The organism is Gottfriedia sp. OAE603, from assembly GCF_040543965.1.
Classification (GTDB): Bacteria; Bacillota; Bacilli; order Bacillales; family Bacillaceae_G; genus Gottfriedia; species Gottfriedia solisilvae.
Map to the genome: position 1 here is coordinate 901,539 of NZ_JBEUNN010000001.1, position 25,001 is coordinate 926,539.

Sequence of the window (25,001 nt, forward strand, 5' to 3'; positions counted from 1 at the left end):
TTTCAAAATTGATCAAATACAGTGTAAGGCATTTGTCTTTTATGTCTTGATTTATTAAACCACGCTTCAATTTTAGATTGGGAATCAGCATTTATTTCTTTACCCTCTAAGTAATCATCAATATCATCATAGGTAACACCTAATGCTACTTCATCTGCCAATTGTGGTCGATCTTCTTCTAAATCAGCAGTTGGTATCTTTTCATATAATTTTGGAGGGCAATTTAATTCTTTTAAAAGCATTTTACCTTGTCTTTTATTAAGACGGAATATTGGTGTAAGGTCCGCGCCTCCATCACCATATTTAGTATAAAATCCAGTAATGGCTTCAGCTGAATGATCAGTTCCTAAAACAACACAGCCTTTCATCGCAGCGATACTATATTGAACCTTCATACGCTCACGAGCTTTTTCATTCCCTTTTGCAAAGTCAGTTAATTCAATACCAACCGATTTTAATGTTGCTACACTAGCATCAACAGCTGCTTTCACATTCACTGTATACGTTTCTGTCGGTTGAATAAATTGAAGAGCGAGTTGACAATCGTCTTCATCCATCTGAACTCCGTATGGAAGTCTAACAGCAACAAATATATATTTCTTTTCTGATTGTTCTTCATTTAATTCATTTATTGCAAGTTGTGCAAGTTTACCAGTTAATGTAGAGTCTTGACCACCTGAAATTCCCAAAACAAATCCATTTAAAAAGGGATGTTTCTTTAAATAGTTTTTGAGAAAATCGATGCTAATTCTAATCTCTTCTTTCGGATCAATTGCAGGCTTTACTTTCATTTCTTCGACAATTTCTTTTTGCAATGTATTCAAACTTCATTCTCCTTTTGTTGATATAAATTGTGCTTCTTAATATATGCATAACATTCTTCAGGCAATAAATATCTAGGTTCTCCGCCTTTTGCGAATTCTTCACGAATATAGGTGGAGCTAATCTCCATTGCTAAACCTTTATCTATCAGATGAAATCTTGTGCCATTATCATTATTTCTTAAAAGAGGGGAACGTGAAATTGTTTTAAGCATATCAATTCCATCACGGGCCATTACAATAAATTTATTTTCAGATACTAACTGGTCACCGTATTTCCATTTGCCGTCTGCAATATCTTCTAAAAGATCAGCACCCATGATGAAATAAACTTCATCATCTTGGAATGTAGATTTAAAATGGTTCATTGTATAATAAGTAAAAACTTCCCAAGCTTCCTTATTCATTTCGTAATTATCAGCTATGAATTTTGGGTTGTTTTTTATAGCTAAACTCAACATATTCCACCTGTGTTCATCTGTATTATGTAATTGCTTATCCCGACGTTTTGATGAGCATGGTAAGAAAATGACTTTATCTAACTTACAACGATGGGCAATTGTACTTGCAGTCCATAAATGAACATTTGTGATAGGGTCAAATGAGCTACCATATATTCCGATCTTAGCCATTCTTTAATTCCTCAGTCTTTCTCCTAGCTTCCGCTATTTTCTCCATTTTGTTATTCCAACATTTCTCACTTAAATCTACCGGATATTCTTCTGGATTCAAAGCACGTTTATATTCTTCCCAAAGTAATGATAGGTTTTCTTCAGCAAATGCTTGAACATCCTTGATATCTGGAATTGAATAAACCAATTCACCATTCTTAAAGATTTCATGATGAAGCTCTCTCGCTTCAAAATGTGTCACAAACTTACTGATATATGTATGGATTGGGTGAAATAATTTAATTTTTTCTTCAGTTTCTGGATTTTCATCATCCAATGCAATATAATCTGCTTCAGCATGGTGATTAATTGTGTTAATAATCCGATACAGTTTTTTAAATCCAGGTGTCGTTACTTTTTCTGGATTTTGAGAGATTTTAATTGTATCTACCATTTGTCCATTTTCATCTTCAATACTGACTAATTTATAAACAGCTCCTAAAGCAGGTTGATCATATGCTGTAATTAGTTTTGTTCCAATACCCCAAGAGTCAATTTTTGCTCCTTGAGATTTTAAATTTAAAATCGTATATTCATCTAAATCATTTGAAGCAATAATTTTAGTGTTTGTAAAGCCAGCTTCATCAAGCATTTTTCGTGCTTCTTTAGATAAATACGCTAAGTCACCACTATCTAATCTAATTGCTGCAAAGTTAATTTTATCACCTAGTTCCTTAGCAACTTTTATGGCATTAGGAACTCCACTTTTAAGTGTATCGTACGTATCAACTAAAAAAGTACATTGATAATGCCGATCTGCGTATTTCTTAAATGCAATATACTCATCGCGGTATGCTTGAACTAGTGCGTGAGCATGTGTACCTGAAACAGGAATATTAAATAATTTACCTGCTCTTACATTACTAGTCGCATGAAAGCCGCCAATAAACGCAGCTCTAGCTCCCCAAATGGCTGCATCAAACTCTTGTGCACGTCTAGTACCAAATTCCATTAGTGTATCTTCACCAACAATATGTTTAATACGTGAAGCTTTTGTTGCGATTAAAGTTTGATAATTTACGATATTTAATAAGGCTGTTTCAATTAATTGAGCTTCAAGAAGTGGTGCTTCAATTCGTAAAATAGGTTCATTTGAAAAAACCAATTCTCCTTCAAGAAGAGCCTTAATCGTACCAGTAAATTTCACTGTAGATAAATACTCAAGAAATTCAGCTTCATAACCTAGTTCATTTTTAAGATATTCTAAATCTGATTGACTGAATGTAAAGTTCTGAAGATAGTTAATGATTTTTTCTAAACCTGCAAAAATAGCATAGCCATTTCCAAATGGAAGTTTTCGAAAGTATAATTCAAAGACTGCTTTTCTATTGTGAATATTGTCTCCCCAATAAGTTTCGGCCATATTAATTTGGTATAAATCTGTATGTAATGTAAGGCTATCATCATGAAAATTTGTATTCATCGTATTTCCGCCCCTAAAGTGTTTTTAAAGTGACTTAAAGCCCACTCATGACCTGCTGCATTAAAACTAGCTACAGCATTACTATGAATGACCAATTTATAACCCTTATTATAAGCATCAACTGCTGTATGTAATACACATATATCTGTACATACTCCGATTAAATGAAGTTCACTAATATTACGCTCTCTTAGCTTAATATCTAGATCAGTACCTGCAAAAGAAGAATACCTCGTTTTATCCATCCAATGTACGTTAGCATGGCCTTTGGAAACTTCAAATACATCCTGTAATCCTCCAAATAAATTCCTTCCATTTGTGTGGCGAATATTATGCGGAGGAAATAATTTTGTTTCAGGGTGTAAATGGTCATCCAATTCATGAACATCAACAGCAAAAATAACATAATCATCTTGTTTCAGAAAGTTATTCGTTATTTGAATGATATTTTGTTCAATTTCTTGGGCAGGTTTCCCACATGTTAATGAACCAGCATCTGCTACAAAATCATTTGTATAATCAATAATGATTAAAGCTTTATTACTCATTTACAGATCCCCTAACTAATGAATATGTTTGTTTGTAGAAAACTTCACAAAATAATGATAAGAAATACATAATAATGGAATGAATACCATTATTTTTCAATTTAATCTTATTATAAGTTAAATCATATGAAAACTAATAAAAGTAAAATTAATAAATAAAATATATCCATTATTGTTTCCAGTGTGCAAATAATTAATATAGCCTGGTCAAGATCAGTAAGCTTTGAAAAGGATTCTTCTGTCATTTATCGAATTATTCATTTGTAGTATTTCTGTAAGTTAAGTATAAAAATGATTGATATATAGGAAAAATGATTAGATTTAGGGGTGAAGGAAATGAGAGTTTTTCAAGCAAAAACATCAGAGGTTAAAGAAGTTGCAAAATTATTTGATCAATATCGTGTTTTTTACAAACAAGAAAGTAATATTGAAGCAGCAGAAGCATTTATATTAGAAAGAATGGAAAATAATGAATCAGTTATTTTTGTCGTTGAAGAAGAAGGCGAATTTTTAGGGTTTACCCAACTGTATCCTTCGTTTTCATCCGTTTCAATGAAAAGATTATGGATTTTAAATGACTTATTCGTTGCAAAAACTGCGAGAAACAAAGGGGTAGCACAATACCTTTTAGATGCTGCTAAACAATTTGCGATTGAGACAAGCGCAAAATCATTAGATCTTCAAACAGCAAACGACAATTATTCGGCACAAGCACTTTATGAAAAAAATGGCTATGAACTTGAAAAAGATTTTCGTTCCTACTCTTTGTTGATTGGAAATTAATTGTAATCACTTAAGTAAAGTCACCATTTTTTGAATTTATTTAATGAAATGATTTGTAACGAAAGGAAAATATATGGGGAAAAAATTAATTGTTCCATTCGTATGTATCATTGTGGTAATTGCTAACGCCTACTATTTTACAAACTATTATGAAACAAAAAAAGAAGCAGTAACAGCTGCTATAAAGGTTAATACAACCGATCTAAAAAAAGAAAATTATCAGCTAGTCAATATACCAAATAGCTCTTATTTTATATGTATCACAGATATTCCTCATAGTATGTACGTTTATAAAACCTCACTGATGTTACATAAATATAAAGCTACTTTATATAATGTGGAACATTTATATGCTGGGGATGGTGCAGGAATACATTATGTGAATGGTAAGCTTGCTTATGGTTTTACGAAGGAAAAACCGAAAGATAAAGATATCTATATTAATCAAACAAAAATGAATGTATTTGAATTAGGCAAGTATTTTAAAAATAGTAAATATGAAATAACCTATAGAAATTTAGTACTCTATTATCCAGACCAACCAATGGTTACAAAAAATAGTTCAAGTTCAAAAATGGGTTTTGACGAAGTTACCTATCGATGAAGAAAATTAGAGGTGAAACTATGTTTGATCAATCTCCTTTTGAATGCCGTGTAGAATGGGGAAAACGTGGTGCAAGAGAGGCTGCCGAGCGATGCGATATTACAATTGTAGTAGATGTACTAAGTTTTTCTTCGACAGTTGTTTCAGCTGTAAATAAAGGAGCAATCATTTATCCTTATCCGCCAAATTTAGATGGACATTTATATGCAAAAAATCTAGGAGCGGATTACATACTTGGAAGAAAAGAAGCAGTAATCCTTGGTAGACCAACTCTATCTCCAGTCTCATTCAATGAACAACATGCAAATCAAAAATACGTTTTAAGCTCGCTAAATGGTGCATTTTGCTCCTGGATTGCGACAAAAGTACCTGCTTTATTAATTGGATCTTTACTAAACTATTCAGCAGTTGCAAGGATTGCAAAACGATTAAAACATGAAACAAAAGCTAATATCACTGTCATTCCATGTGGTGAACTTTGGAATGAAATAAGAGAGAACGAGGATAGTCTACGCCCATCAATTGAAGATTATTTAGGTGCAGGTGCAATATTATCTGAATTAAGTGGAACGAAATCACCGGAAGCAGAAGTTTGTATCGGCGCATATGAACATTCTAAAGATCGAATAAGTGAGTTAGTGTGGGATTGTGGAAGTGGTCGAGAACTTCGTGAAAAAGGATATGAAGCAGACGTGATACATTGCAGTCAAATGAATAAATATCAGACTGTACCAATTTTACGAAATGGGTCTTTTGTAGATGCCTCAAATTTAGGGTACGCAACTAAAAAAGGATGAATATTTTCATCCTTTTTGTTTTAACCGTATAGCAGATCATATTGATTTACACTCTATATCGAGGGACTAAAAATTCTATTTATTAAAAATAGAATACAATCCAACTTTTTTGATTAGTATTTTAGGATTTTTACCATTCAAATCAGCCATCCATAAATCGCCTTCAATTTCTAAATCGCTCTTTCTTACCCAGGTAATTTTATTTAAAGAAGTGGAATAGACTGGGCTATAGTCTCCTAAGTTTTTAGTCGGAATTGTAATTTTCAGTTGGTTTGGTTCATGAATATTTACAAGAAATAAAGCAGGTTTTGGTCTCTTTTTCGGATCATTGGACCACTCACTTTCAACGACACGTGACACAATTAATGTAGAATCATTACACCATGTAAATCCTAATTCTGCAAAATTAGGTGGCGTTAAATTTGTAGAAGTAAACGCTGGCATTTCTGTAACTTTTAAATCTTTATTTTTAAAACCAGCTACTAATCTTCCGCCACCGGCAATATAACCTAATATATTCTTCTGATTTGCCCATTTTGGTTCATCAACTTGAAAAATGACTTCATCTTGTATTTCAAAGATTTTTCCATCGGTTGAAATGATACATAGAAAATTACTATCCATGGACCACGAAGCTGTTGGGCTAACTATAAAGGATATCCATTTTTGATTTGGTGAAAATTCGAAACTACTGGCATTAATTGAAGGGATACTTACATTTCCTTTTTTTAAATCCTTTGGAATGACAAAAAACTGATATACATTTTCGGTTAACATTTTATGATTTTTTAAATCATTTGGTAAAGGTATTTTATATAGAATAGGGTTTGTCCAACCATCAGGGTGGAGAGAGGCACTTGATGATGCTATAAAGCTTTTACCATCAGGGAACCAATTAAAATCATCTACACCAAGTGCTATATTGTAGAATTGTTTAAAGTCAGAAACATTTAATACTCCACCATCTAAGAAGGCAACAACATTTTGAGTAGGAGACCATTTTGGATTTGATCCATCATTAAAAATCAAAGTATGTTTTTTTGTTTTTAAATTATAAACCCAAATTTCAGATTGAGTCGGATATGATTCCGTTGAGCTCTGAGTAATTTCTTTTTGATATAAAATAAATTGTCCGTCAAATGACCACTGGGGAGGGGAATGATAAACTGCTGGTTTATTGGTAATTTTTTGATCTTTGTTATTTATTTTTGTCCATAAATACCCATCTTTTACATAAACAATCTTTAAAGAAGTGTTTTCAGTTTCTGCATGGGTTAGATTAGGAAAAAGTAAATAAACAAATGTCATCATGATGATGAATATTTTCTTCTGCATTTGTTCACCTCTTTATTCAAATTTTGTATATTTTTCCCTACTCTATATGGAAATATCAATTTTGTTTTTACTGAATAAAAGCATCCATAAATACTTAATGAAAAGGAATGTTTTGGTAATCATTGTAGCTATTTAAGAATGCGTTATTTGATGGCAACTCCAGGTTTAATTCAATCCAAAACAACAATATTCAGAAAATAGTTGAATAAAAAATTTTTTATATTGAAGGTTTATTAAAGAATTTAAAAGAAAAAGGAGGTATATCAAATGTGGATTATTATGTGTGTGGTGTTAGTCATTTTATTTCTCCCGATGTTTTATAAACTGAATAAGAGAATCAGTTTATTAGAAGATGAAATTCGTGAATTAAAAGGTATTAAGAAAATCTATTAGACTAAACCATCTGAAATGATGGTTTTTTAAATCTTAAATTTTGCTAAAATTTAAGAGATTTTTGTAGGTAATTATTTCTTCTAACTAGAAATAGTTAAATGGTTGAGTTAAAGATAATGATTCGTAAAAATGAACAAAAATAATGGAGGTGTTCATAAAATGTACATTTATCATAATGGTTTTATTATAATACGTTAGACTGACTTTTTGAAAAATCAAATAAAGAAGTGAGTGTTTTTATGAATAAATGGATCGGCGCAGCTGGTATTTGTATAAATGAATCAAATCAAGTTTTAATGGTACTTCAAGGAGCATCAGACGAGAAGAAATTATGGTCTGTTCCTTCAGGAGGATTAGAAATAGGAGAAACACTTGAAGAGTGTTGTATTAGAGAATTAAGAGAAGAAACAGGATATGATATTCGTATTATCAAACCATTATTCATTAAAGAAGGATCGTCTTTTGGAGTAACAGTTGAAGTACACTTTTTTAAAATTGAAGTGATTGGGGGAGAAGCAAAGATTCAAGATCCTGATCAGCTTATACATGATATTGCTTGGAAGTCAGCTGAAGAAGTGAAAAAATTAGAACTGTCATTCCCAGAGGATTTAAAACTTATTTTAGATTTATTAGATGAGAATCTGTAATTTAACAATTACTTGTAAATAAAAAAGAGCCGTTCGAATGATAACAATCGGCCCTAATCCTTAATTTAAAAATTTCCTAGTACTCTTCTACTGTTGCTATATATGGGAGGTTTCTATATTTTTGTGCATAGTCAATTCCATAGCCAACGATGAATTCATCAGGAATGACGAATCCGACGTAATCAACAGGCAAGTCAATTTTTCTTCGTTCAGGCTTGTCCAATAAAGTACAAATCTTAATGTTTCGTGGTTTATGTAATTGAAGATGATCCTTTAAGAAATGCAAGGTTAACCCGCTATCAATGATGTCCTCAATCACAACTACATTTTTGTTTGTAATATTTGAGTCAAGGTCCTTTAATAGTTTCACTTTACCAGTAGATTCTGTTTGGTCACTATAGCTTGAGACGGAAATAAAATCTACATTAATATCACTATCCATTTCTCTAATTAAGTCAGCTGCAAAAACAAAAGAACCTTTTAGTACAACAATCATTACAATAGATTCATTGTTAAAATCCCTTTCTATTTCTTCGGCAATTTGTTTTACTCTTTGTTTCAAATCAGATTCAGAAATTAGCGTATCTTTTATTCTATATGGCATTTGTATTCCTCCTTACAAAATTAATGGTTTATTAAACTTTTAAATTTTCATAAAGACAGTTTCATTATAACCAATTAATAGTGTTTATTACTAAGTTATATGTTTATTAATGAAGTGACTTCAGTTTGGTAATAATAGCCATATACTAATTATGGAGGTTATTACATGAATGAAAAAATTGACTACAATGGCTTACCGAAACATTCTAAGCCTATGTGGAGAAGTGGTTTAAATGTCCCTTCCTTTCAACCATATACAGAAGATGAAGAGTTTGATGTTGTTATTGTTGGTGCAGGAATTACCGGAATTTCAACTGCCTACTTTTTAACACAAGCAGGGATGAAGGTTGCAATTCTAGACGCTAATAAAATTTTGAATGGCACGACTGGTCATACGACTGCAAAAGTAACGGCGCAACATGATTTAATCTATGATGAGTTAATTCAAAATTTTGGACTAGAGAAGGCAAGAATCTATTATGAATCCTCAAAAGATGCCATGGATTTTATAAAAAAATACAGTACTGATAATCAAATAGACTGTAATTTAGAGATTCGAGATGCGATTATTTATACAAATTCAGATCAATATGTAAATAATTTACATAAAGAATTAAAAGCTTATGATTTACTAGGAATCGACTCGGCTAGTTCTGAAAGTACAGCTTTACCTTTACAATCAAAGTTTTCAATATCAATGAAAAATCAAGCACAGTTCCATCCATTAAAATATTTAATTCACATGCTAAAGGAATCTATTGAAAAAGGATTACGTGTATATGAGGAAACTGTTGCAATTGATGTAGAGCCTGGTAAAATAGCACAAGTCATTACGCAAAGTGGAAAGAGAATTAAATGTAAGCATGTTGTGAGTGCATCTCATTTTCCTTTCTATGATGGTATGAAATTGTTTTTTGCAAAAATGCATGCAGACCGTTCATACGTATTAGCAGCTAAACTTAAAACACCGTTCCCTAAAGGAATGTATTTAAGTGCAGAAGATCCAAAAAGATCACTAAGAACAATACAATATAATAATGAAGAATTAGTGTTGATTGGAGGAGAAGGTCATAAAACAGGCGTAGAAACTCGTACAATGAGTTTTTATGAGAATTTGAAACAATTTGGTGATGAAGTCTTTGGTATTGAAGATGTGAAATATAGATGGTCAACACAAGACTTAGTGACTTTAGATAATGTTCCTTACATTGGTCGATATTCAGAAAATCATCATAATATTTATGTTGCCACTGGATTCCGTAAGTGGGGAATGACAAATGGTACAGTTTCTGCCAAATTAATTAGTAATTTAATTTTAGAAAAGGACGCTCCAAATGCAGAATTATTCTCTCCTTCTAGATTTCAAGCTAACCCTAGCATTAAGCATTTCTTGATGCAAAATATTGATGTGGCTAAACACTTAATCGAAGGGAAACTAGAGCCAGTTTCTAGAAAAATAGAAGAATTATATAATGATGAAGGATCTGTTGTATCGCTTGATGGGAAACGAGTAGGAGCGTATAAAGATGTAAATGGAAAGGTACATTGTGTTGATACAACCTGTACCCATTTAGGCTGTGAAGTTGAATGGAATAATGGAGAAAAATCATGGGATTGTCCTTGCCATGGATCTAGATTTTCAATTTATGGTGAGGTACTTGAAGGTCCTGCCGATCAGCCATTAAAGCAAGTCTTTACCCAATAAATATAGAAGAAATTTTGAGGAGAAACGAATGAATCAAAATAAAATAGCAATTATTACTGGTGCCAGTAGATTAAACGGGATTGGTGCTGCCATTTGCCGTCAATTAGCTGATGAAGGATATGATATATTTTTTACCTATTGGACATCATACGATCAAGAAATGCCTTGGGGAATCGAGCATGATGAACCTCAAATACTAAAAGATGAATGCAGCGCAAAAGGTGTAAGAGTTGCATCACTTGAAATTGATTTATCAAAAGAAGATGCGCCGAATCAACTATTTCAGCAAGTAATAAATGAACTTGGTTATCCAAGTATTTTAATAAATAATGCCGCTTATTCTACAAGTAATGATTTTTCTAATTTGACTGCACAAGACTTAAACAATCATTATGATATAAATATTCGTGCTACTACATTATTAAGTATCTTATTTGCTAGACATTTTAAATATAAAAATGGCGGTAGAATTATCAATCTAACATCTGGCCAATTTAAAGGACCGATGCCGGGAGAACTTGCATATGCAACAACAAAGGGTGCAATTGATGCATTAACAATCACCCTATCAGCTGAAGTTGCAACTTTAGGGATTACAGTAAATGCTGTAAATCCAGGTCCAACAAATACAGGTTGGATGACTGATGAAATCAAAAATCATATTCTTCCATCATTTCCATTAGGACGAATAGGGGAGCCCACAGACGTGGCAAGATTGATAAAGTTTTTAGTCAGTGATGATGGTGAATGGATCACAGGTCAAATCCTACACTCAGAAGGTGGATTTAGAAGATAAATAAAAAAGGTCATATTCTAGTAAAAACTAAGGATATGACCTTTTTCGTTTTTATATCAACCATTAAAAGTAAGTCTTATTGATAAAAGAAGGTAGGGGTAAAAAAGCTCTTAGATGCCTCACATTAAAACATAATGATTGAAACGGAAGGTGCTCGACCCTATGGGAGGCTCAAGCTCACGCCCCATGGAAAGCGAGTATCCTGGAGTGGAAATCAACGCATTCTCTATTTATTTCTACAATATTCCATCACATAACAGTCTTTAAATTCCCCTTCATGAAATTCATGTTTTGGAAGAATTTTTACTTTTTTAAAGCCACACTTCATATAACAAGCAATTGCCCGTTCATTCCATGTTTGAGGATCCATAACGATTTTGTCTGCATTTAGTTTCTTTGTTAAATAATCAATCATTGCTGTGACAAGTTGGCTACCAATTCCTTTATTCCAATAATCTACCTCTCCGATAAATTGATCCATTCCATAAAGTTTTTCAGATGTATTCTCATACCCATACTCTACTTTACCTTCATCATCTAATTCATAATATTGAATATATCCTATTTCTTTCTTCTCATATTCAACAATACACATGGTGACCGACTCTTCTTTGTTTATAAAAACAGAACGTACTTTTTCCTCATCAAATGGGTTATCTCTGCCTTCATAATATTGAAGTACATTTTGATCTGATAGCCATTTAACCAAATATGGTATGTCATTTTCATTGATTAGTCTTACCTTTAATTGACTATTTTGAAAAATCATCTTTATTCCTCCTATATCCTAACAAGATGTAATTCGTTTTTCGTAAAATGAAATCCTCTATAACCGATATGAAAAAGAGGACTGTTTTCCATAATGAAGAAATAAATAAAGAGTTAACTTCCACAAATAAAAGTAACCAAAAATTATTATCAAACACCATATCTTGCAATGAAAGAAGGATATTCGATGGAAAAGTATCAACTAACACATGAAGATTATGAATTAATAGAGGCTGCAAAAGAAAAAATCATTTCGTTATATGAAGATGATAGGCATCATGTAGGAGCTGCAATTCGTACAAAATTTGGAAAGGTCATTTCTGCAGTACATATAGAGGCATATATCGGTAGGGTATCAGTTTGTGCTGAAGCCATTACGATTGGAAAAGCAATCTCTGATGGGGACAAAGGATTTGATACGATCGTAGCGGTAAGACATCCATATTCAGATGAAGTAAATAGAGAGATAAAAGTAGTAAGTCCGTGCGGAATGTGCAGAGAACTAATTTCTGATTACTCACCAAATTGCTTTGTGATTATTGAAGATAAAGGTGAAATTGTCAAAGTGAAAATTCATGAACTGATTCCATTAAAGTATAAAAGAGAGAGTTAAATGGGGGGAAGATGATGCCAATTACAAAAGAACAACTATTAAAACACAATCGTCATGTGAGCTTATGGGTTCATTCATTAAATGAACTGTCAGAAGAAAAATGGCGAAAACCAGTTGCAGAAAATAAATGGACTGTTGCTGAAATAATCTCTCATTTAAGTGCGTGGGATTTATACATTATTGAACATCGATTAGCCATTGAGAATGAAGATTTTCCAATTAGCCCTGATGTAGAAAAGTTCAATAATACTGCTGCTGAATATGCTAAAATTCATTCAAAAGAAACGATTTTAAATGAATTTGCAGTGAATCGTCAAAAATTGATTGAGTATGTTGAGAATTATGATGTTCAAAAAATTCAAACACCATTTTATCGTAATTTAACAATTCTACAGTATTTGGGTGGTTTTATTGAACACGATTTACACCATCAAAAACAAATCCTGGATGTTATCTAAATTGCTACTTGGACTTCAACCTTTTTGACAATATATAGCTAGATCAAAACAACATACGTTTTACAATGAAGTAAATGAGAGAAGGCGTAAAAAGTGTTTATTCATCTATTATTAGAAGTCATGGTACCATTATTTTTTTATGTCATATTAGGGTATACATTTAACAAAATATTCAAATTGAACTTAAGCACATTAACGACTCTATTAGTCTATTTATTTTTACCTGTTGCTGTATTTATGAAAATGTATAGTAGTCCTTTATCTGGTGAAGTAGCAGGTAGCATTCTGCTATTTTTGATAATACAGTTCGCCTTAATGTCTTTTATTTCATTAATAGCTTGTAGAATAAGAGGCATTGAGCCAAGTATGAGAGGGGCGTTTGCCAATAGTATTGCATTAAATAATTCCGGCAATCTAGGCCTGCCAGTTAATGCTTTAGTATTTAAAAATGATCCATTTGCAATGAGTATTGGAGTCTTAATCGTCCTGTTTCAAAATATCATGACATTTACTGTTGGAATTTATAATGCAGAAGCAACTGTAAAAATGAAGCAAGCAATCATAAAAATGTTAAAACTTCCAATCTTATATAGTGTGGTATTAGGGTTTATCCTCCAGTTATCTCACGTGGAATTGTCTGATGGGATTGTTTCAGTTTTTGATCCGATTACAGCTGCTTTTGCACCATTTGCATTAATATCTTTAGGTGCTCAATTAGCGGAATCTGGTAATGATATTGATTGGGCTAATTTAGGACTTAGCAATTTTCTAAGATTAATTGGTGCTCCATTATTAGCATATGGAATCATATTAATCTTTGGATTTGAGGGCGTTATTGCAAAAGCGTTATTTATTGGAAGTGCTTTTCCAAGCTCGAGAAATAGTGCATTATTATCCTTTAAAGGACCACACGCTAGTTTTGCGGCACAAACAGTGATATCTTCTACAATCATTAGTAGTGTCACTATACCAATTATTATTCAACTTTCCGATATTCTATTTTAAGTTCAAAGTGTTGTGCTCTTTAAGACAAATCACTTTGAACTTTATGTGTTTTCTATCAATCATCAAGAGAATGAAGTTTGATGTGTTCAAAAGGAGTTTAGAATGGATTGTAAAACCGAGGAAGATATTATGAAGTTAATCAAAGAAGATGTGTGGATGATGGACATTTTAAAAACTGCAAAAATGTTACACCTACCTGATTGGTGGATTTGTGCTGGTTTTGTACGTTCTAAAATTTGGGACAATTTACATGGATTTGAAGAAAGAACAAGACTTGAAGATATTGATGTTATTTATTTTGATCCAACAAATTTAGATGAATCAGTTGAAAAGAAATACGAAGAAATATTAAAGGACTTAAGAATGGATATGCCATGGTCGGTTAAAAATGAAGCAAGAATGCATTTGAAAAATAATATCCAACCTTATCAATCATGTGTTGATGCTATATCAAAGTTTCCAGAAACTGCAACAGCACTTGGCGTAAAGTTAAATGAGATGGATGAGATCATTTTAACAGCGCCATGTGGAATAGATGATGCCATTAATGGCATCATAAAACCTTCACCACAATTCTTAAATAGTAGAGGGGCAATTGAAATATTTGAAGCACGATTACTTCAGAAAAATTGGAAACAAAAATGGCATATGTTACAAATCGAAGAAATCTATCAAAAATAAAGAATAAGTCATAGAACAATTTTAATTAGTTTTTAATAAGATAATTAGGGGGGCTATGCAATGAAAAAACATTTGTTGATTAGTTTGGCAATTGTAAGCATTCTTTGTATGTCAGGTTGTCAAACAAATGACAATGGTAAAAAGGATGGGAAGGTAACGGTGGAAGATAAGGATAAGAAACCAGCAGTTGAGAATAAAATCTTAGCTGAAAATGAAGTTTTTAAAGTTACTTCAATCGTTAGAGAAGAAACAGTAAATAATGTTTTTGAAGTAGTTGGAACAGCGAGCGTATTTGAAGCGATGTTTAAGTATCGTTTGGAAGATGGGCATAACGTATTAGCTGAAGGAAGTGTTATGGCTGATAAAGGTGCTCCTGATTGGGGAAGCTTTAAAATAAGGATTAGTCATAACCAACCATCAAGCCCAAATGGCGTATTAACGATTTATGTTGCAAGTGCTAAAGATGGTACTGCAGAAAATGAACTAAATATCCCAGTTGAATTTACAAATTTTGAAAGATAGTAAAAAGACTTTAGCTATATGCTAAAGTCTTTTTTGTTTATTTTAAAGAAATCTTCATATATGGAATCAAATTTCATTACGAAATAATGATAAAATGAGTAGAATGTAAATTTTTACATAAACTAGATTGTTCGCTTATATTAAAAATTTCTAATGAAACTCTAATGGAATTTTAAAAAAGGTATAAGTTCGTTTTCATTTTTTACAGATATGCTTATTAAAGACAAAGAATAATTTTATAAGTGTTATTATAAAAAAAATGAGGGATAAAATAAATGAAAAAAATATTAATTATAGAAGATGAAAAAGAATTAGCGAATTTTATTAGATTAGAATTGGAGTATGAGGGAAATGAAGTTCATATTTCAAATGATGGAAGAGAAGGATTAAACCAAGCAATAGAGAATGAGTATGATTTAATTTTACTTGATTTGATGCTTCCAAATTTAAGTGGAATAGAAGTATGTAGAAGAATACGAGCTCACAAAGATACACCAATCATAATGATTACTGCACGAGATAGTGTATTTGATCGTATTTCTGGTCTTGATAGTGGAGCTGACGATTATATTTCAAAACCATTTGTTATTGAAGAACTACTTGCTCATATGCGTGCAATTTTTAGAAGAATTGATCGTTCAACAAAAATACATTGTTTAAAATTTAAAGATTTATCTTTAGATTCTGCTGCAAGAGTTGTAAAAAAAGAAGAGGCAATTATTGATTTAACGAAAAAAGAGTTCGATTTATTATATCTATTAATGAGTAATGTAAACAGAGTTTTAACTAGAGAAATTTTACTAGAAACAGTATGGGGTTATGGCTCAACAATTGAAACAAATGTTGTAGATGTTTATATTAGTTATTTAAGAACAAAACTAGATGATAAGAACAATACGTATATCCACACTGTAAGAGGTACAGGGTATGTAATGAGAATGTAGAGGTGAAATTCGGTTTGTTCAATAAGCTTTCTATTAGATGGAAAATAACGATTACAATCGTTTTGCTTATGGTTTTCATTTTTACATTATGTAATATTATTCAACTATTCCTAATACAGGTTTCAATTATCAATCAGCAACATCACAGAATTGAAAAACGATTAACTGAAACTGTAGCTTATATGGACGAAGAATATAATAAAAAACAATCAAATGAAACCTTCATTATGGACACTAGACATTATTTCGAAAAAATCATTCAAAATAATGAAATGATCCGATTATTAGATACTAACGGAAAAGTGATTTATACCGTATCACAAAAAATGCCAAAAATAGATATTGATAAAAATAGTGTTGGTCAGTTTAGACAATATAGATTGCACAATCAAGAGATATTGATTGCAAGTAAAGCACTGCATTATGGAAAGTTTCATGGAATATTAGAAGTAGCAATAAACGTTGAAATCTTCTCAAAGTTTGTGAAGGAATCCTTCTTTATTCTAATTTTTGGTACAATCTTCTCACTGATTTTAAGTATAATAAGCGGTTGGTTTTTATCTAAAAAATTATTAAAGCCAATTAAAAATTTAAATCATACAATGTTGAAAATTAAAAATAACCAACTGAAAGAGCGAGTCTTTGTTGGTGAAATTAATGATGAATTGTCAGAATTAGGTTTAATCTTTAATAAAATGATGGACGAGTTAGAAGCATCCATTACAAGACAAAAACGATTTGTAGAAGATGCTTCGCATGAGCTGAGAACGCCTTTGGCAATTATTCACGGTCACTTATCTCTTGTTAATCGTTGGGGTAAAAAGGATGAAAAAGTTCTAGAAGATTCCTTGAATACCTGTATTAATGAAACAAATCGAATGATTATCTTAACGAATGAACTTTTACAGTTATCTAAACTTGAAAAAGGTAATGAAGAGATTATTAAATTTGAACCATGTAATGTCTTAGAGGTTGTTCAGGAGATAATAAATAATTATCGATTGTTACATGAGGATATGAAGATTGATTATGTTCAAGAAAATGAAAATATTGATCAAGCAAATATTACTCGAGAACATTTAATGCAAGTCTTAATTATTTTATTTGATAATGCTGTGAAATATAGTAAGGATGAAACGAAAATCAATATCCTAGTAAATCAAAGCGATCAACATGTTCAGATTCGTGTTACAGATAATGGGATTGGTATTTCTGAAGAAGATCTAAAACATATTTTCGATCGATTTTATAGAGCCGATAAGGCAAGAAGCAGAGCAAACGGTGGGAATGGATTAGGACTTTCAATTGCTAAAAACCTGATTGATGACTATGGTGGAGGTCTGGAAATTACAAGTGAATATGGCGAAGGGACAACTGCTATCATTACACTTGCTGTATATCGTTTCGAATAAGACTTGTTTACGAACAAGTCTTTTTTTATGTGTAAATATAGTAATACATATACATAGTTTCTACATACTGTTTATGGTACAGTTGAATAAAATGAAAATTCTTTAAATTTGAGAGGAGAAGATTATATGAGCCAAATAAAAATCGCAATTAATTATGCAATTATGATCGAAAGACTTCGTAGTGAAGGTGTGGAAGATAGCCTATTAATAAGCAAACTAAAGGAAGAAAATTATGATTTTCTTAACCAATTTGGTAAAGGTATGCCAGATTGGGAGTCGTTAGTAAATCTATTTAATGAAAGTGAAGATGATTTCCAAAGAATTCTTAATGAAGGCTACCACATCAAGTTTTTAACAAAAGGCTCATTAATGACCTTATTAAGACTTAAATATGGAATCGAAGTAGAAAAGGATTATGATGACAAAGGAACTGCAATTGAAGGTATCATTCTTTCAAAAGAAGCTGTTGAAACTGTTAAAAACACTTTAGCTCCAAACTGGAAACTTACTACATATGTTGATGAAAAAGATAGCTTATCAAAAGTGCGAATTGAATTACTGAAAAGCTCGGAATTGACTTCTATTTAATTAAAAGAACTCTCTATCAATATTATGATTGATAGAGAGTTTTTTTAATGAATACTATTAGACAGTTACTGAGTAGTTATTTATGAGAAAAATGTAGGTGTGCTTCTTTTAGTTATGCCTTCTTATTTTAGATTAAACATCTTTACACCATACTCAATTAAAGAATCATACGGATCACCATCTAAGCTTAAGATTTTACAAAAAGCAGGCTCTGTTTTATATCCTTGTTCTTTAAGATGAATTACTTCGCTTCTTATATTTGGAAACTGCTCCATAATCAAATGCTCAATGACCATATGAATATATGCATTTTGTTTTTGAACTGGTGTTGCTTGACCAAATATTTCAATTTCAAATTCTTCAAAATTGAAGTTTACTGTTATGACTGGAATATCTCTGATTATTGAATGTGATATTTTAATGTTATATTTTAGACCATATAAATTTCTAATCATGTTTTCGTAATACCGAAAATCTCGTACTTCTATAATAATATCTAAATCTGAATTCTTTATATCAATTCCAATCGGTATTGTTCCACAAAGTATGGGATTAAATTCTCTTAAATCTTCCATAATATTAAGTCGTGATAATGTATGATAAGCCTTTTGTTGCCTAGGGTTTCCATTTATTAAATAATCAATTGAAAGAAACATATTTTCTCCTTCATAAGTAAGTTCTTGACTAAGTATATCTTGTGTTTATTAGTTTGATAAAGGAAATATGATAGGTTACATGGAATAGTCAAACAAAGAAGATCTTTTAAATAAAGTGATAAAGGAGAATTCAAATGACTGTAAAAAAACTATTTTGGGAAGATCCCTATTTATCATATACTACTGCAATTGTTACAAGCGTTGTAGGACAAACGATTACGTTAGACCAAACAATCATTTATGCATTTTCTGGAGGTCAGCAATCAGATTCTGGTAAAATTGGAGGCTTTGAACTAATTGACGCAAAAAAAGAAGGGCTAGAGATTTTATATACACTACCCGAGAATCATAATTTATATGAAGGGCAAGAAGTAATCGTAGAAATTGATTGGGAAAAAAGATATAAGATTATGAAGCTTCATTTTGCAGCTGAAATTATACTTGAATTAATGTATCAAAACTATGATCAGCCCGAAAAAATTGGAGCTAATATTACAAGTGACAAAGCAAGAATTGATTTTTATTGGAATGGAAATATTACCGACACTTTTTCATTATTAGAAACAAAAGCGCATAGTTTAATGGATGCAAATAAACCAATTAAGAGTGACTTTAGTGACAAAGAAAAACAACGAAGATACTGGGAAATAGAAGGGTTTGGAAAGGTTGCATGTGGCGGAACCCATATAAAATCAACAGGTGAAATAGGGAGAATCAGGCTGAAAAGAAATAACATCGGGGGAGGCAAGGAACGGATAGAGATTTATTTAGCATAAATATTACAAAAGACTTTATGATGAAAGAAATCCTGAAAATAAATAAAAGACAATTTAAATGCTACAAAAATGAAAAAAGCACTGCTTAATGCAGTGCTTTTTTAAATTTATATAGTGCCAACAACTTTTAATTTAAAAATCAAAGTTATCTGGGTCTGGTCCTACACGCTTACTTGCGTTAAGTGATGCAATAGAATTCATATCATCAGATGACAGTTCAAAGTTAAAAACGTCAAAGTTTTCTTGAATACGAGAAGGCGTGATTGATTTAGGTATTGCAATAACGTCACGTTGTAAATGCCAACGAAGAACCACTTGAGCAGGTGTTTTACCGTGTTTTTCGGCTAGCTCACTAATAATTGGATTCGTTAGTGCTTCGCCTCCTTGCATTAATGGACTCCAAGCTTCAATAGCAATCCCGTTTTTAAAACAATAGTCACGTAGTTCATTTTGTTGAAGCATAGGGTGAAGTTCAACTTGGTCTACCATTGGCTTAATATTACGATGTGCTGCTATATCTTCTAAATGATGAATATGGAAATTTGAAACACCAATCGCTGGTACTAATTTCTCATCATATAGTTTTTCAAGTGCTTTATACGTTTCTAAATATTTATCCTTAACCGGCCAATGAACTAAATATAAATCTACATAGTCTAGTCCTAGCTTTTTTAAGCTATCTTCATATGCTTTTAATGTTGTATCAAAACCTTGATCGGCATTCCAAACTTTCGTTGTAATAAATAGTTCTTCTCTAGCAATACCTGATTGACGAATTGCCTCTCCTACTTGCTCTTCATTTTTGTAGACTGCAGCTGTATCGATATGTCGATAGCCAACTTCAATTGCTGTTCGAACTGCATCTACACCATCTTCAGGAGAAACTCTCCAAACACCAAAACCTAATTGAGGCATTTTTACGCCATTATGTAATGTGATAAATTGTGAAGTTTTCATTCATATTCCCTCCTAATTAAGACTAAATATAGTGTACATTATATTTTTAAAAATTCAAAAAATAAGGTTTTGGATTAAAGAAAATTAATTATTGAATGCTTTAAATGTATAAATTTTATTTGTATAATAGGATAATACTATTGAAGCAAAGCGGATTAGTTGTTTCTTTTTCACTTTTCCTTCAAAATAGTAATATAAATAAATTCTCTTAAGTTAATTTGGAGGGAAACAAATGTTAAATAAAATACTAGAATTTAACAAAAGATTTGTAGAAAATAAGGAGTATGAACCATATTTATCTGGTAAGTTTCCAGATAAAGAAGTTGTTGTTGTAACTTGCATGGATACTCGCTTAGTTGAATTATTACCAAAGGCCCTTGATCTTAGAAATGGCGATGTAAAAATGATTAAGACGGCGGGTGCTGTAATCAGTCATCCATTTGGATCTGTTATGAGAAGTATTTTAGTATCAATTTATGAGCTGGGTGCAAAAGAAGTATTAGTCATTGGTCATCATGAGTGCGGTATGGGTAATACGGATCCAACTAGAATAAAGAAAAGAATGATTGAATCAGGTATTAAAGAGGAAAATTTAGATATTTTAAATTCATCTGGAATAGATTTAGATAAATGGTTATCTGGTTTTACAGATGTATATGAGAGTGTAGGACATAGCGTTTCTATCATCAAAAACCATCCATTAATTCCAGACAATATTGAAGTTCATGGTTTAGTTATTGATCCTCATACTGGTAAATTAGAAGTCATTCATAGAGATGAAAAAGCAGAATGGTAAAATAAAAAGAGTTAACCTATATAGGTTAACTCTTTTTATTTTACCATGATTCAAACAATGTACGGTTATTTAAGGGCTGGACAGGTCGGTTAGTTGGGTAAAAATATTTTCGATAAAATGAAATTTGTTGATTTGAAAATTGAATTGGTTTTTCAAATACAATCCATTTTAATCCTTCTGTACATGGTGGCGTAGTTAAAGAGCCGTTATAAGATATTTTTTTACTATTAACTGGAATGAATGATTGAATATTTAATGTTATTGTTCTATTTTCTTTTAAACTTTTATCCGCTTTTAGAGTGTTCACTATTTTTTGAAACACTTTATTTTGTGTACCTTTGTCTACAAAAATGCCCATTACTGCGAAAGAATGACTTCGATCTTCATGAACAAAATGAATTTCCATATCAGATTGATGCCCATTTATTAAATGTTCTGATGGTGTATGGAAATGAAGTTGCTTAAGTTCGTAATTTGTTCCTTGAATATTTATCGTATTTGAATTATCTTCTGGAGTTAATTTAATTGTCGTTTTTTTAATTTCTATTTTAAATTTTCCAGTATGATAGTTTATTCCTAGGGGGAGTGATTTTTGCGTTTTTGATACGATATTAATTGGTGATTGCTCTTTGCCTTTTGAGCACATGGCGTATTCTTCTTTCAGATTTCCCCAGTTATTAGGACCAGTTGAACCTGTATAAGTCCATTCTTGGTTATTACCGATTTCAGTTCTCTTGGAGATCGTTTCCATAGAATGAATAGAGCATGAGGATAAAATGAAAAGAAAAATAAGCATAGTCGCAGCGATATATTTCATTACGTACTTCCTTTCAAAGAGATGTATGATACGATACATTTTAGACAACGATGATACGGGACAAACATATAATGATTAAATAGGCAGGAGGGTACTGCATGAAATTAGATGAGATAATGAATTCATTAAAAGAGATGGGTACAGAGCAAACAAAAAATACGTTTGTTAGGCATGGTGCAAGAGAACCATTCTATGGTGTGAAAATTGGTGATTTAAAAAAATTAGTAAAATACGTGAAAAAAGATCAAGAACTTGCACTATCTCTATATGATACTGGTAATTCTGATGCAATGTATTTAGCAGGATTATCAATTAATCCAAAACTAATGACAAAAGATCAACTACAAAAATGGGCAGAAGGTGCTTATTGGTATATGATTGCTGAAAGTACTGTTGGGGCCGTGGCTGCAGAAAGCTCGTATGCTTTAGAACTTGCACGAAAATGGATGAAATCAGAAGAAGAATTAATTGAAGATTGTGGTTGGAGTACATATTCTCATTATTTATCAATCGCGCCTGATGAGAATATTGACAAAGGTGAAGTAAGAGAACTGTTAAAATATATTGAAAAAAATATCCATCATTCAAAAAATCGAGTTCGCTATACAATGAATGCCTTTGTTATAGCAGTAGGTAGCTTCGTTCCTAGTTTAAATGTAGAAGCTATGTTAGTTGGAAAGAAAATTGGGAAGGTTCATGTTGATGTTGGAAATACTGCTTGTAAAGTACCATTAGCAACAGACTATATTGAAAAGGTTGAATTAAAGGGGAAATTAGGCGTTAAAAAGAAAACTTGTATATGTTAAAAGTATATAATAAATGATAGTTAGATCAATCGAAGAGGGCGTTTTTTATGATTTTACAATCAGAACGACTAAGTATACGCAAGCTTAAGTTGGAGGATTTAGAACAATTACATAAGCTACAATCAAATCCAAATGTAATGAAATATATAACAAATCGTCCGAAATCTTTGGAAGAAACTGAAAAAGAATTAAATAAAATAGTAACTTCATACGATGAAAATCAAAGTGATTTCTTAGTATTAGCTGTTTGTCTTACTAAGAGTAAAGAGTTTATTGGTACATGTGCCGTGATTAAAAATGAAGAAAAAAAGATTGAAATTGGTTATAGATTGCAAGAAGAACACTGGGGATGTGGTTATGGTTCGGAGTTAACAAAACGACTATTAATCTACTGTTTTGAAGAAAGAAATATTGATACAGTGATCGCAAATGTAGAAACTAGAAATCACTTTTCAGTAAAAATAATAGAGAATAACGGTTTTGAATTAATCGATGAAGAGTTTGACGAGGAAATAGGTGATTTCGTCAGAACATATCAGAAAGATAAAAGTAATCGATAAACTATGGTCAAATGAATAGGAGAAAACTATGAACGTACAATATCAATATGATTTTTTCCAACATGTTCCTTCAATCGTGGTCAGTCTATTAAACTATTTAATATTTGGACTTATTATCTATTCGCTATATAAACGAAAAAAAGAAAAAATAACATTATGGAAAGTGATTTTGATTGCTTTTATAGGTGGTATTCTTTTTTCGATTAATTTAAATATCTTTCATTCATTTATTCAAATTCCAATCTTACCAATCGGTGTATGGTTATTATATTGGATTTGTAAAAAAAGATTTGGAAAGATTGGCTGGGAAAAGTACCGGAGTTTTGCTTGGGCAGGTTTTTATATAAAGTTTATTTTTATTTTTACTAGTTTCTTAATTTATCCAATAGATCTTCTCATTTACCCGAAAGATGAACTCAAAACTTTTATATCTGATATAAGACAACCTCAGATTATACGAACAATTCCTAAAGTTAGTGCAGTGGAATTGGAAAACCCAAAATTAGTTCATTCAGTAGATACTTTTAAAATTAATGAATTATTCAAGGATGAAAAATGGTTTGCAAGAACGTTTCAATCAGAAACAAAAATGAAACCTATCGAAAGGTTTCCATATATTTTGGTTGGTACAAAACCAAAGTTCGGCAGTAATTTAAAAACCATTATTTATATTGAGAAGGATGGAAAAGGTATATTCATCACAACAAAATATAAACATTATTACTTTAGAAGTGATACAAACATTATTTCACCTGTTAAAGGAGGAAATAATCATGTTAAAAAATAAAAAAACAATTATTGCTTTATCAATACTTTTAATTGCATTCATAGTTATCTATTGGTTTTATCTTTCGAAGCCAACTGCATTTTATTCTGAAGTAAGGTTAAAGAAAATCATAAGTAATACATATGAAGGTGAGCATGCTAAAGAGATTCAAGATATTATATTTATTGATCAAAAACATGTATTTGTGCCTTATATTTCAAAAGAAAATGGTTATGGGGTTAGTTTTTGGAAATGGCAACATCATAAATGGAAGATTGTGAATATCATAGATAAAGCTGGAACACCACGTTTATGGAAAATAAAGCCTAACGATCCGTCTTCATATGTCATGTTTTGGAATTATAATCCTGTTGATCAAGTGAATAAAATGAAGTTTCGACTTATCAGAGAAAGAAATTATTTGATGTCTAATGAAAATGTATATTACGTACCCGAGATATTTCTGGAGAAGAGAATCAGTCTTCATAAAAAAACTTACGGATTTTTAAAATATCCTAGTAAATGGAGCAAAATCCAAAAACTTGAAGCTGAAGCAGGAACGAAACAAAATTTATTCTTTTTACAAGAACATGGTTATCCTTCCACCTTATCTATTTCGATGACAACATATGATAAGGATGGAAAAGAAGTATTTCCAAAAGAGTCTGTAGATGGTAATGACTACATAGTTGAGGATGATCTATTTGAATATATTATGTATGCAGACGATAAGGATTTCATTGATTGAGA

General features: G+C 31.4%; 31 protein-coding genes. 21 read left to right on the forward strand and 10 right to left on the reverse strand.

The window, feature by feature from the left end; genetic code table 11:
* Window positions 1-2 precede the first annotated feature (2 nt).
* The 4 genes from nadE to ABID96_RS04510 are packed head-to-tail and all read right to left on the reverse strand — an operon-like array spanning window position 3 to window position 3,463.
* Window positions 3-824 carry an ammonia-dependent NAD(+) synthetase gene (gene nadE / locus ABID96_RS04495; protein ID WP_192601007.1) on the reverse strand — a complete coding sequence of 274 codons (822 nt, stop codon included), beginning with the start codon at window positions 822-824 and terminating at the stop codon, window positions 3-5.
* The gene (gene nadD / locus ABID96_RS04500; protein WP_192601008.1) at window positions 821-1,453 is read right to left on the reverse strand and encodes a nicotinate-nucleotide adenylyltransferase; all 633 of its coding nucleotides are present in this window, start codon (window positions 1,451-1,453) and stop codon (window positions 821-823) included. Before nadD ends, nadE begins: the two co-directional genes overlap by 4 nt.
* Complete coding sequence (locus ABID96_RS04505) at window positions 1,446-2,915, reverse strand: nicotinate phosphoribosyltransferase (RefSeq protein ID WP_192601009.1); 1,470 nt, start codon at window positions 2,913-2,915, stop codon at window positions 1,446-1,448. The genes nadD and ABID96_RS04505 overlap by 8 nt, the downstream gene beginning before the upstream one ends.
* Window positions 2,912-3,463, reverse strand: coding sequence for a cysteine hydrolase family protein (locus ABID96_RS04510; protein ID WP_192601010.1), 552 nt, complete (start codon window positions 3,461-3,463; stop codon window positions 2,912-2,914). Before ABID96_RS04510 ends, ABID96_RS04505 begins: the two co-directional genes overlap by 4 nt.
* Before the next feature lie 336 nt (window positions 3,464-3,799).
* Here ABID96_RS04510 and ABID96_RS04515 point away from each other — a divergent pair, with 336 nt between their 5' ends.
* From ABID96_RS04515 to ABID96_RS04525, 3 genes are all read left to right on the forward strand, one after another.
* A complete protein-coding gene (locus ABID96_RS04515; RefSeq protein WP_192601011.1) occupies window positions 3,800-4,246 on the forward strand; it encodes a GNAT family N-acetyltransferase in 447 nt (148 codons plus the stop codon).
* A 73-nt stretch (window positions 4,247-4,319) separates the two neighbouring features.
* Entirely contained in the window at window positions 4,320-4,850 is a 531-nt protein-coding gene (locus tag ABID96_RS04520; RefSeq protein ID WP_192601012.1) for a hypothetical protein, read from the forward strand.
* A 20-nt stretch (window positions 4,851-4,870) separates the two neighbouring features.
* On the forward strand, window positions 4,871-5,647 hold the full coding sequence (locus ABID96_RS04525) for a 2-phosphosulfolactate phosphatase (protein WP_192602013.1): 777 nt from the start codon (window positions 4,871-4,873) through the stop codon (window positions 5,645-5,647).
* Window positions 5,648-5,722: 75 nt separating this feature from the next.
* Here ABID96_RS04525 and ABID96_RS04530 read toward each other — a convergent pair whose 3' ends face one another.
* Window positions 5,723-6,982: a TolB family protein gene (locus ABID96_RS04530; RefSeq protein WP_192601013.1), complete on the reverse strand. Its 1,260-nt coding sequence runs from the start codon at window positions 6,980-6,982 to the stop codon at window positions 5,723-5,725.
* Between the two features lie 267 nt (window positions 6,983-7,249).
* Between ABID96_RS04530 and ABID96_RS04535 the strand changes: the two genes are divergently transcribed.
* Together ABID96_RS04535 and ABID96_RS04540 are read left to right on the forward strand one after the other, a co-directional pair.
* Window positions 7,250-7,375 carry a hypothetical protein gene (locus tag ABID96_RS04535; RefSeq protein ID WP_377896680.1) on the forward strand — a complete coding sequence of 42 codons (126 nt, stop codon included), beginning with the start codon at window positions 7,250-7,252 and terminating at the stop codon, window positions 7,373-7,375.
* A 239-nt stretch (window positions 7,376-7,614) separates the two neighbouring features.
* The gene (locus ABID96_RS04540; protein ID WP_192601014.1) at window positions 7,615-8,022 is read left to right on the forward strand and encodes an NUDIX hydrolase; all 408 of its coding nucleotides are present in this window, start codon (window positions 7,615-7,617) and stop codon (window positions 8,020-8,022) included.
* Between the two features lie 76 nt (window positions 8,023-8,098).
* Here ABID96_RS04540 and hpt read toward each other — a convergent pair whose 3' ends face one another.
* Window positions 8,099-8,626, reverse strand: coding sequence for a hypoxanthine phosphoribosyltransferase (hpt, locus tag ABID96_RS04545; protein WP_192601015.1), 528 nt, complete (start codon window positions 8,624-8,626; stop codon window positions 8,099-8,101).
* A gap of 165 nt (window positions 8,627-8,791) precedes the next feature.
* Between hpt and ABID96_RS04550 the strand changes: the two genes are divergently transcribed.
* Together ABID96_RS04550 and ABID96_RS04555 are read left to right on the forward strand one after the other, a co-directional pair.
* Window positions 8,792-10,330 (forward strand): FAD-dependent oxidoreductase, encoded by a 1,539-nt coding sequence (locus tag ABID96_RS04550; RefSeq protein WP_483300550.1) that lies wholly within the window; start codon window positions 8,792-8,794, stop codon window positions 10,328-10,330.
* Between the two features lie 28 nt (window positions 10,331-10,358).
* On the forward strand, window positions 10,359-11,126 hold the full coding sequence (locus ABID96_RS04555; protein WP_192601016.1) for an SDR family oxidoreductase: 768 nt from the start codon (window positions 10,359-10,361) through the stop codon (window positions 11,124-11,126).
* Between the two features lie 226 nt (window positions 11,127-11,352).
* Here ABID96_RS04555 and ABID96_RS04560 read toward each other — a convergent pair whose 3' ends face one another.
* Window positions 11,353-11,895: a GNAT family N-acetyltransferase gene (locus tag ABID96_RS04560; RefSeq protein WP_192601017.1), complete on the reverse strand. Its 543-nt coding sequence runs from the start codon at window positions 11,893-11,895 to the stop codon at window positions 11,353-11,355.
* A 186-nt stretch (window positions 11,896-12,081) separates the two neighbouring features.
* Here ABID96_RS04560 and ABID96_RS04565 point away from each other — a divergent pair, with 186 nt between their 5' ends.
* The 8 genes from ABID96_RS04565 (at window position 12,082) to ABID96_RS04600 (ending at window position 18,117) form a co-directional block, all read left to right on the forward strand.
* Window positions 12,082-12,507 (forward strand): cytidine deaminase, encoded by a 426-nt coding sequence (locus tag ABID96_RS04565; RefSeq protein WP_192601018.1) that lies wholly within the window; start codon window positions 12,082-12,084, stop codon window positions 12,505-12,507.
* Window positions 12,508-12,521: 14 nt separating this feature from the next.
* Window positions 12,522-12,965, forward strand: a complete 444-nt coding sequence (locus ABID96_RS04570; RefSeq protein ID WP_192601019.1) for a DinB family protein — start codon at window positions 12,522-12,524, stop codon at window positions 12,963-12,965.
* A gap of 93 nt (window positions 12,966-13,058) precedes the next feature.
* Window positions 13,059-13,970, forward strand: coding sequence for an AEC family transporter (locus tag ABID96_RS04575; protein WP_192601020.1), 912 nt, complete (start codon window positions 13,059-13,061; stop codon window positions 13,968-13,970).
* A gap of 102 nt (window positions 13,971-14,072) precedes the next feature.
* The gene (locus tag ABID96_RS04580; RefSeq protein ID WP_192601021.1) at window positions 14,073-14,651 is read left to right on the forward strand and encodes a nucleotidyltransferase family protein; all 579 of its coding nucleotides are present in this window, start codon (window positions 14,073-14,075) and stop codon (window positions 14,649-14,651) included.
* A gap of 60 nt (window positions 14,652-14,711) precedes the next feature.
* Window positions 14,712-15,173, forward strand: coding sequence for a Gmad2 immunoglobulin-like domain-containing protein (locus tag ABID96_RS04585; RefSeq protein WP_192601022.1), 462 nt, complete (start codon window positions 14,712-14,714; stop codon window positions 15,171-15,173).
* Window positions 15,174-15,448: 275 nt separating this feature from the next.
* Complete coding sequence (locus ABID96_RS04590) at window positions 15,449-16,117, forward strand: response regulator transcription factor (protein ID WP_192601023.1); 669 nt, start codon at window positions 15,449-15,451, stop codon at window positions 16,115-16,117.
* A gap of 14 nt (window positions 16,118-16,131) precedes the next feature.
* Window positions 16,132-17,529 (forward strand): HAMP domain-containing sensor histidine kinase, encoded by a 1,398-nt coding sequence (locus ABID96_RS04595; RefSeq protein WP_192601024.1) that lies wholly within the window; start codon window positions 16,132-16,134, stop codon window positions 17,527-17,529.
* 126 nt (window positions 17,530-17,655) lie between these two features.
* Complete coding sequence (locus ABID96_RS04600; protein WP_192601025.1) at window positions 17,656-18,117, forward strand: hypothetical protein; 462 nt, start codon at window positions 17,656-17,658, stop codon at window positions 18,115-18,117.
* A 122-nt stretch (window positions 18,118-18,239) separates the two neighbouring features.
* Here the strand turns inward: ABID96_RS04600 and ABID96_RS04605 are convergent, their stop codons facing one another.
* A complete protein-coding gene (locus ABID96_RS04605) occupies window positions 18,240-18,773 on the reverse strand; it encodes a DUF4269 domain-containing protein (protein ID WP_192601026.1) in 534 nt (177 codons plus the stop codon).
* Window positions 18,774-18,907: 134 nt separating this feature from the next.
* Here ABID96_RS04605 and ABID96_RS04610 point away from each other — a divergent pair, with 134 nt between their 5' ends.
* The gene (locus tag ABID96_RS04610; protein ID WP_192601027.1) at window positions 18,908-19,549 is read left to right on the forward strand and encodes an alanyl-tRNA editing protein; all 642 of its coding nucleotides are present in this window, start codon (window positions 18,908-18,910) and stop codon (window positions 19,547-19,549) included.
* Window positions 19,550-19,681: 132 nt separating this feature from the next.
* Here ABID96_RS04610 and ABID96_RS04615 read toward each other — a convergent pair whose 3' ends face one another.
* A complete protein-coding gene (locus ABID96_RS04615) occupies window positions 19,682-20,506 on the reverse strand; it encodes an aldo/keto reductase (RefSeq protein ID WP_192601028.1) in 825 nt (274 codons plus the stop codon).
* 232 nt (window positions 20,507-20,738) lie between these two features.
* On the opposite strand from ABID96_RS04615, the gene ABID96_RS04620 reads away from it, so the two are divergent.
* Complete coding sequence (locus tag ABID96_RS04620) at window positions 20,739-21,302, forward strand: beta-class carbonic anhydrase (protein WP_087999856.1); 564 nt, start codon at window positions 20,739-20,741, stop codon at window positions 21,300-21,302.
* A 40-nt stretch (window positions 21,303-21,342) separates the two neighbouring features.
* Here the strand turns inward: ABID96_RS04620 and ABID96_RS04625 are convergent, their stop codons facing one another.
* Window positions 21,343-22,119, reverse strand: a complete 777-nt coding sequence (locus ABID96_RS04625; RefSeq protein WP_192601029.1) for a carbonic anhydrase — start codon at window positions 22,117-22,119, stop codon at window positions 21,343-21,345.
* A 98-nt stretch (window positions 22,120-22,217) separates the two neighbouring features.
* Between ABID96_RS04625 and ABID96_RS04630 the strand changes: the two genes are divergently transcribed.
* From ABID96_RS04630 to ABID96_RS04645, 4 genes are read left to right on the forward strand one after another with little or no spacing between them, the layout of a single operon-like run.
* Window positions 22,218-22,925, forward strand: a complete 708-nt coding sequence (locus tag ABID96_RS04630) for a DNA alkylation repair protein (RefSeq protein ID WP_192601030.1) — start codon at window positions 22,218-22,220, stop codon at window positions 22,923-22,925.
* Between the two features lie 47 nt (window positions 22,926-22,972).
* Window positions 22,973-23,485: a GNAT family N-acetyltransferase gene (locus ABID96_RS04635; RefSeq protein WP_192601031.1), complete on the forward strand. Its 513-nt coding sequence runs from the start codon at window positions 22,973-22,975 to the stop codon at window positions 23,483-23,485.
* Between the two features lie 28 nt (window positions 23,486-23,513).
* The gene (locus ABID96_RS04640; protein WP_192601032.1) at window positions 23,514-24,272 is read left to right on the forward strand and encodes a hypothetical protein; all 759 of its coding nucleotides are present in this window, start codon (window positions 23,514-23,516) and stop codon (window positions 24,270-24,272) included.
* Entirely contained in the window at window positions 24,259-24,999 is a 741-nt protein-coding gene (locus tag ABID96_RS04645; RefSeq protein ID WP_192601033.1) for a hypothetical protein, read from the forward strand. Before ABID96_RS04640 ends, ABID96_RS04645 begins: the two co-directional genes overlap by 14 nt.
* Window positions 25,000-25,001: the final 2 nt, after the last annotated feature.

Coding starts and splice junctions, on each gene's coding strand:
- nadD (WP_192601008.1), bottom strand. CDS start 1,453: ATGGCTAAGATCGGAATATATGGTAGCTCATTTGACCCTATCACAAAT.
- ABID96_RS04505 (WP_192601009.1), bottom strand. CDS start 2,915: ATGAATACAAATTTTCATGATGATAGCCTTACATTACATACAGATTTA.
- ABID96_RS04510 (WP_192601010.1), bottom strand. CDS start 3,463: ATGAGTAATAAAGCTTTAATCATTATTGATTATACAAATGATTTTGTA.
- ABID96_RS04515 (WP_192601011.1), top strand. CDS start 3,800: ATGAGAGTTTTTCAAGCAAAAACATCAGAGGTTAAAGAAGTTGCAAAA.
- ABID96_RS04520 (WP_192601012.1), top strand. CDS start 4,320: ATGGGGAAAAAATTAATTGTTCCATTCGTATGTATCATTGTGGTAATT.
- ABID96_RS04525 (WP_192602013.1), top strand. CDS start 4,871: ATGTTTGATCAATCTCCTTTTGAATGCCGTGTAGAATGGGGAAAACGT.
- ABID96_RS04530 (WP_192601013.1), bottom strand. CDS start 6,982: ATGCAGAAGAAAATATTCATCATCATGATGACATTTGTTTATTTACTT.
- ABID96_RS04535 (WP_377896680.1), top strand. CDS start 7,250: ATGTGGATTATTATGTGTGTGGTGTTAGTCATTTTATTTCTCCCGATG.
- ABID96_RS04540 (WP_192601014.1), top strand. CDS start 7,615: ATGAATAAATGGATCGGCGCAGCTGGTATTTGTATAAATGAATCAAAT.
- hpt (WP_192601015.1), bottom strand. CDS start 8,626: ATGCCATATAGAATAAAAGATACGCTAATTTCTGAATCTGATTTGAAA.
- ABID96_RS04550 (WP_483300550.1), top strand. CDS start 8,792: ATGAATGAAAAAATTGACTACAATGGCTTACCGAAACATTCTAAGCCT.
- ABID96_RS04555 (WP_192601016.1), top strand. CDS start 10,359: ATGAATCAAAATAAAATAGCAATTATTACTGGTGCCAGTAGATTAAAC.
- ABID96_RS04560 (WP_192601017.1), bottom strand. CDS start 11,895: ATGATTTTTCAAAATAGTCAATTAAAGGTAAGACTAATCAATGAAAAT.
- ABID96_RS04565 (WP_192601018.1), top strand. CDS start 12,082: ATGGAAAAGTATCAACTAACACATGAAGATTATGAATTAATAGAGGCT.
- ABID96_RS04570 (WP_192601019.1), top strand. CDS start 12,522: ATGCCAATTACAAAAGAACAACTATTAAAACACAATCGTCATGTGAGC.
- ABID96_RS04580 (WP_192601021.1), top strand. CDS start 14,073: ATGGATTGTAAAACCGAGGAAGATATTATGAAGTTAATCAAAGAAGAT.
- ABID96_RS04585 (WP_192601022.1), top strand. CDS start 14,712: ATGAAAAAACATTTGTTGATTAGTTTGGCAATTGTAAGCATTCTTTGT.
- ABID96_RS04590 (WP_192601023.1), top strand. CDS start 15,449: ATGAAAAAAATATTAATTATAGAAGATGAAAAAGAATTAGCGAATTTT.
- ABID96_RS04600 (WP_192601025.1), top strand. CDS start 17,656: ATGAGCCAAATAAAAATCGCAATTAATTATGCAATTATGATCGAAAGA.
- ABID96_RS04605 (WP_192601026.1), bottom strand. CDS start 18,773: ATGTTTCTTTCAATTGATTATTTAATAAATGGAAACCCTAGGCAACAA.
- ABID96_RS04610 (WP_192601027.1), top strand. CDS start 18,908: ATGACTGTAAAAAAACTATTTTGGGAAGATCCCTATTTATCATATACT.
- ABID96_RS04615 (WP_192601028.1), bottom strand. CDS start 20,506: ATGAAAACTTCACAATTTATCACATTACATAATGGCGTAAAAATGCCT.
- ABID96_RS04620 (WP_087999856.1), top strand. CDS start 20,739: ATGTTAAATAAAATACTAGAATTTAACAAAAGATTTGTAGAAAATAAG.
- ABID96_RS04625 (WP_192601029.1), bottom strand. CDS start 22,119: ATGAAATATATCGCTGCGACTATGCTTATTTTTCTTTTCATTTTATCC.
- ABID96_RS04630 (WP_192601030.1), top strand. CDS start 22,218: ATGAAATTAGATGAGATAATGAATTCATTAAAAGAGATGGGTACAGAG.
- ABID96_RS04635 (WP_192601031.1), top strand. CDS start 22,973: ATGATTTTACAATCAGAACGACTAAGTATACGCAAGCTTAAGTTGGAG.
- ABID96_RS04640 (WP_192601032.1), top strand. CDS start 23,514: ATGAACGTACAATATCAATATGATTTTTTCCAACATGTTCCTTCAATC.
- ABID96_RS04645 (WP_192601033.1), top strand. CDS start 24,259: ATGTTAAAAAATAAAAAAACAATTATTGCTTTATCAATACTTTTAATT.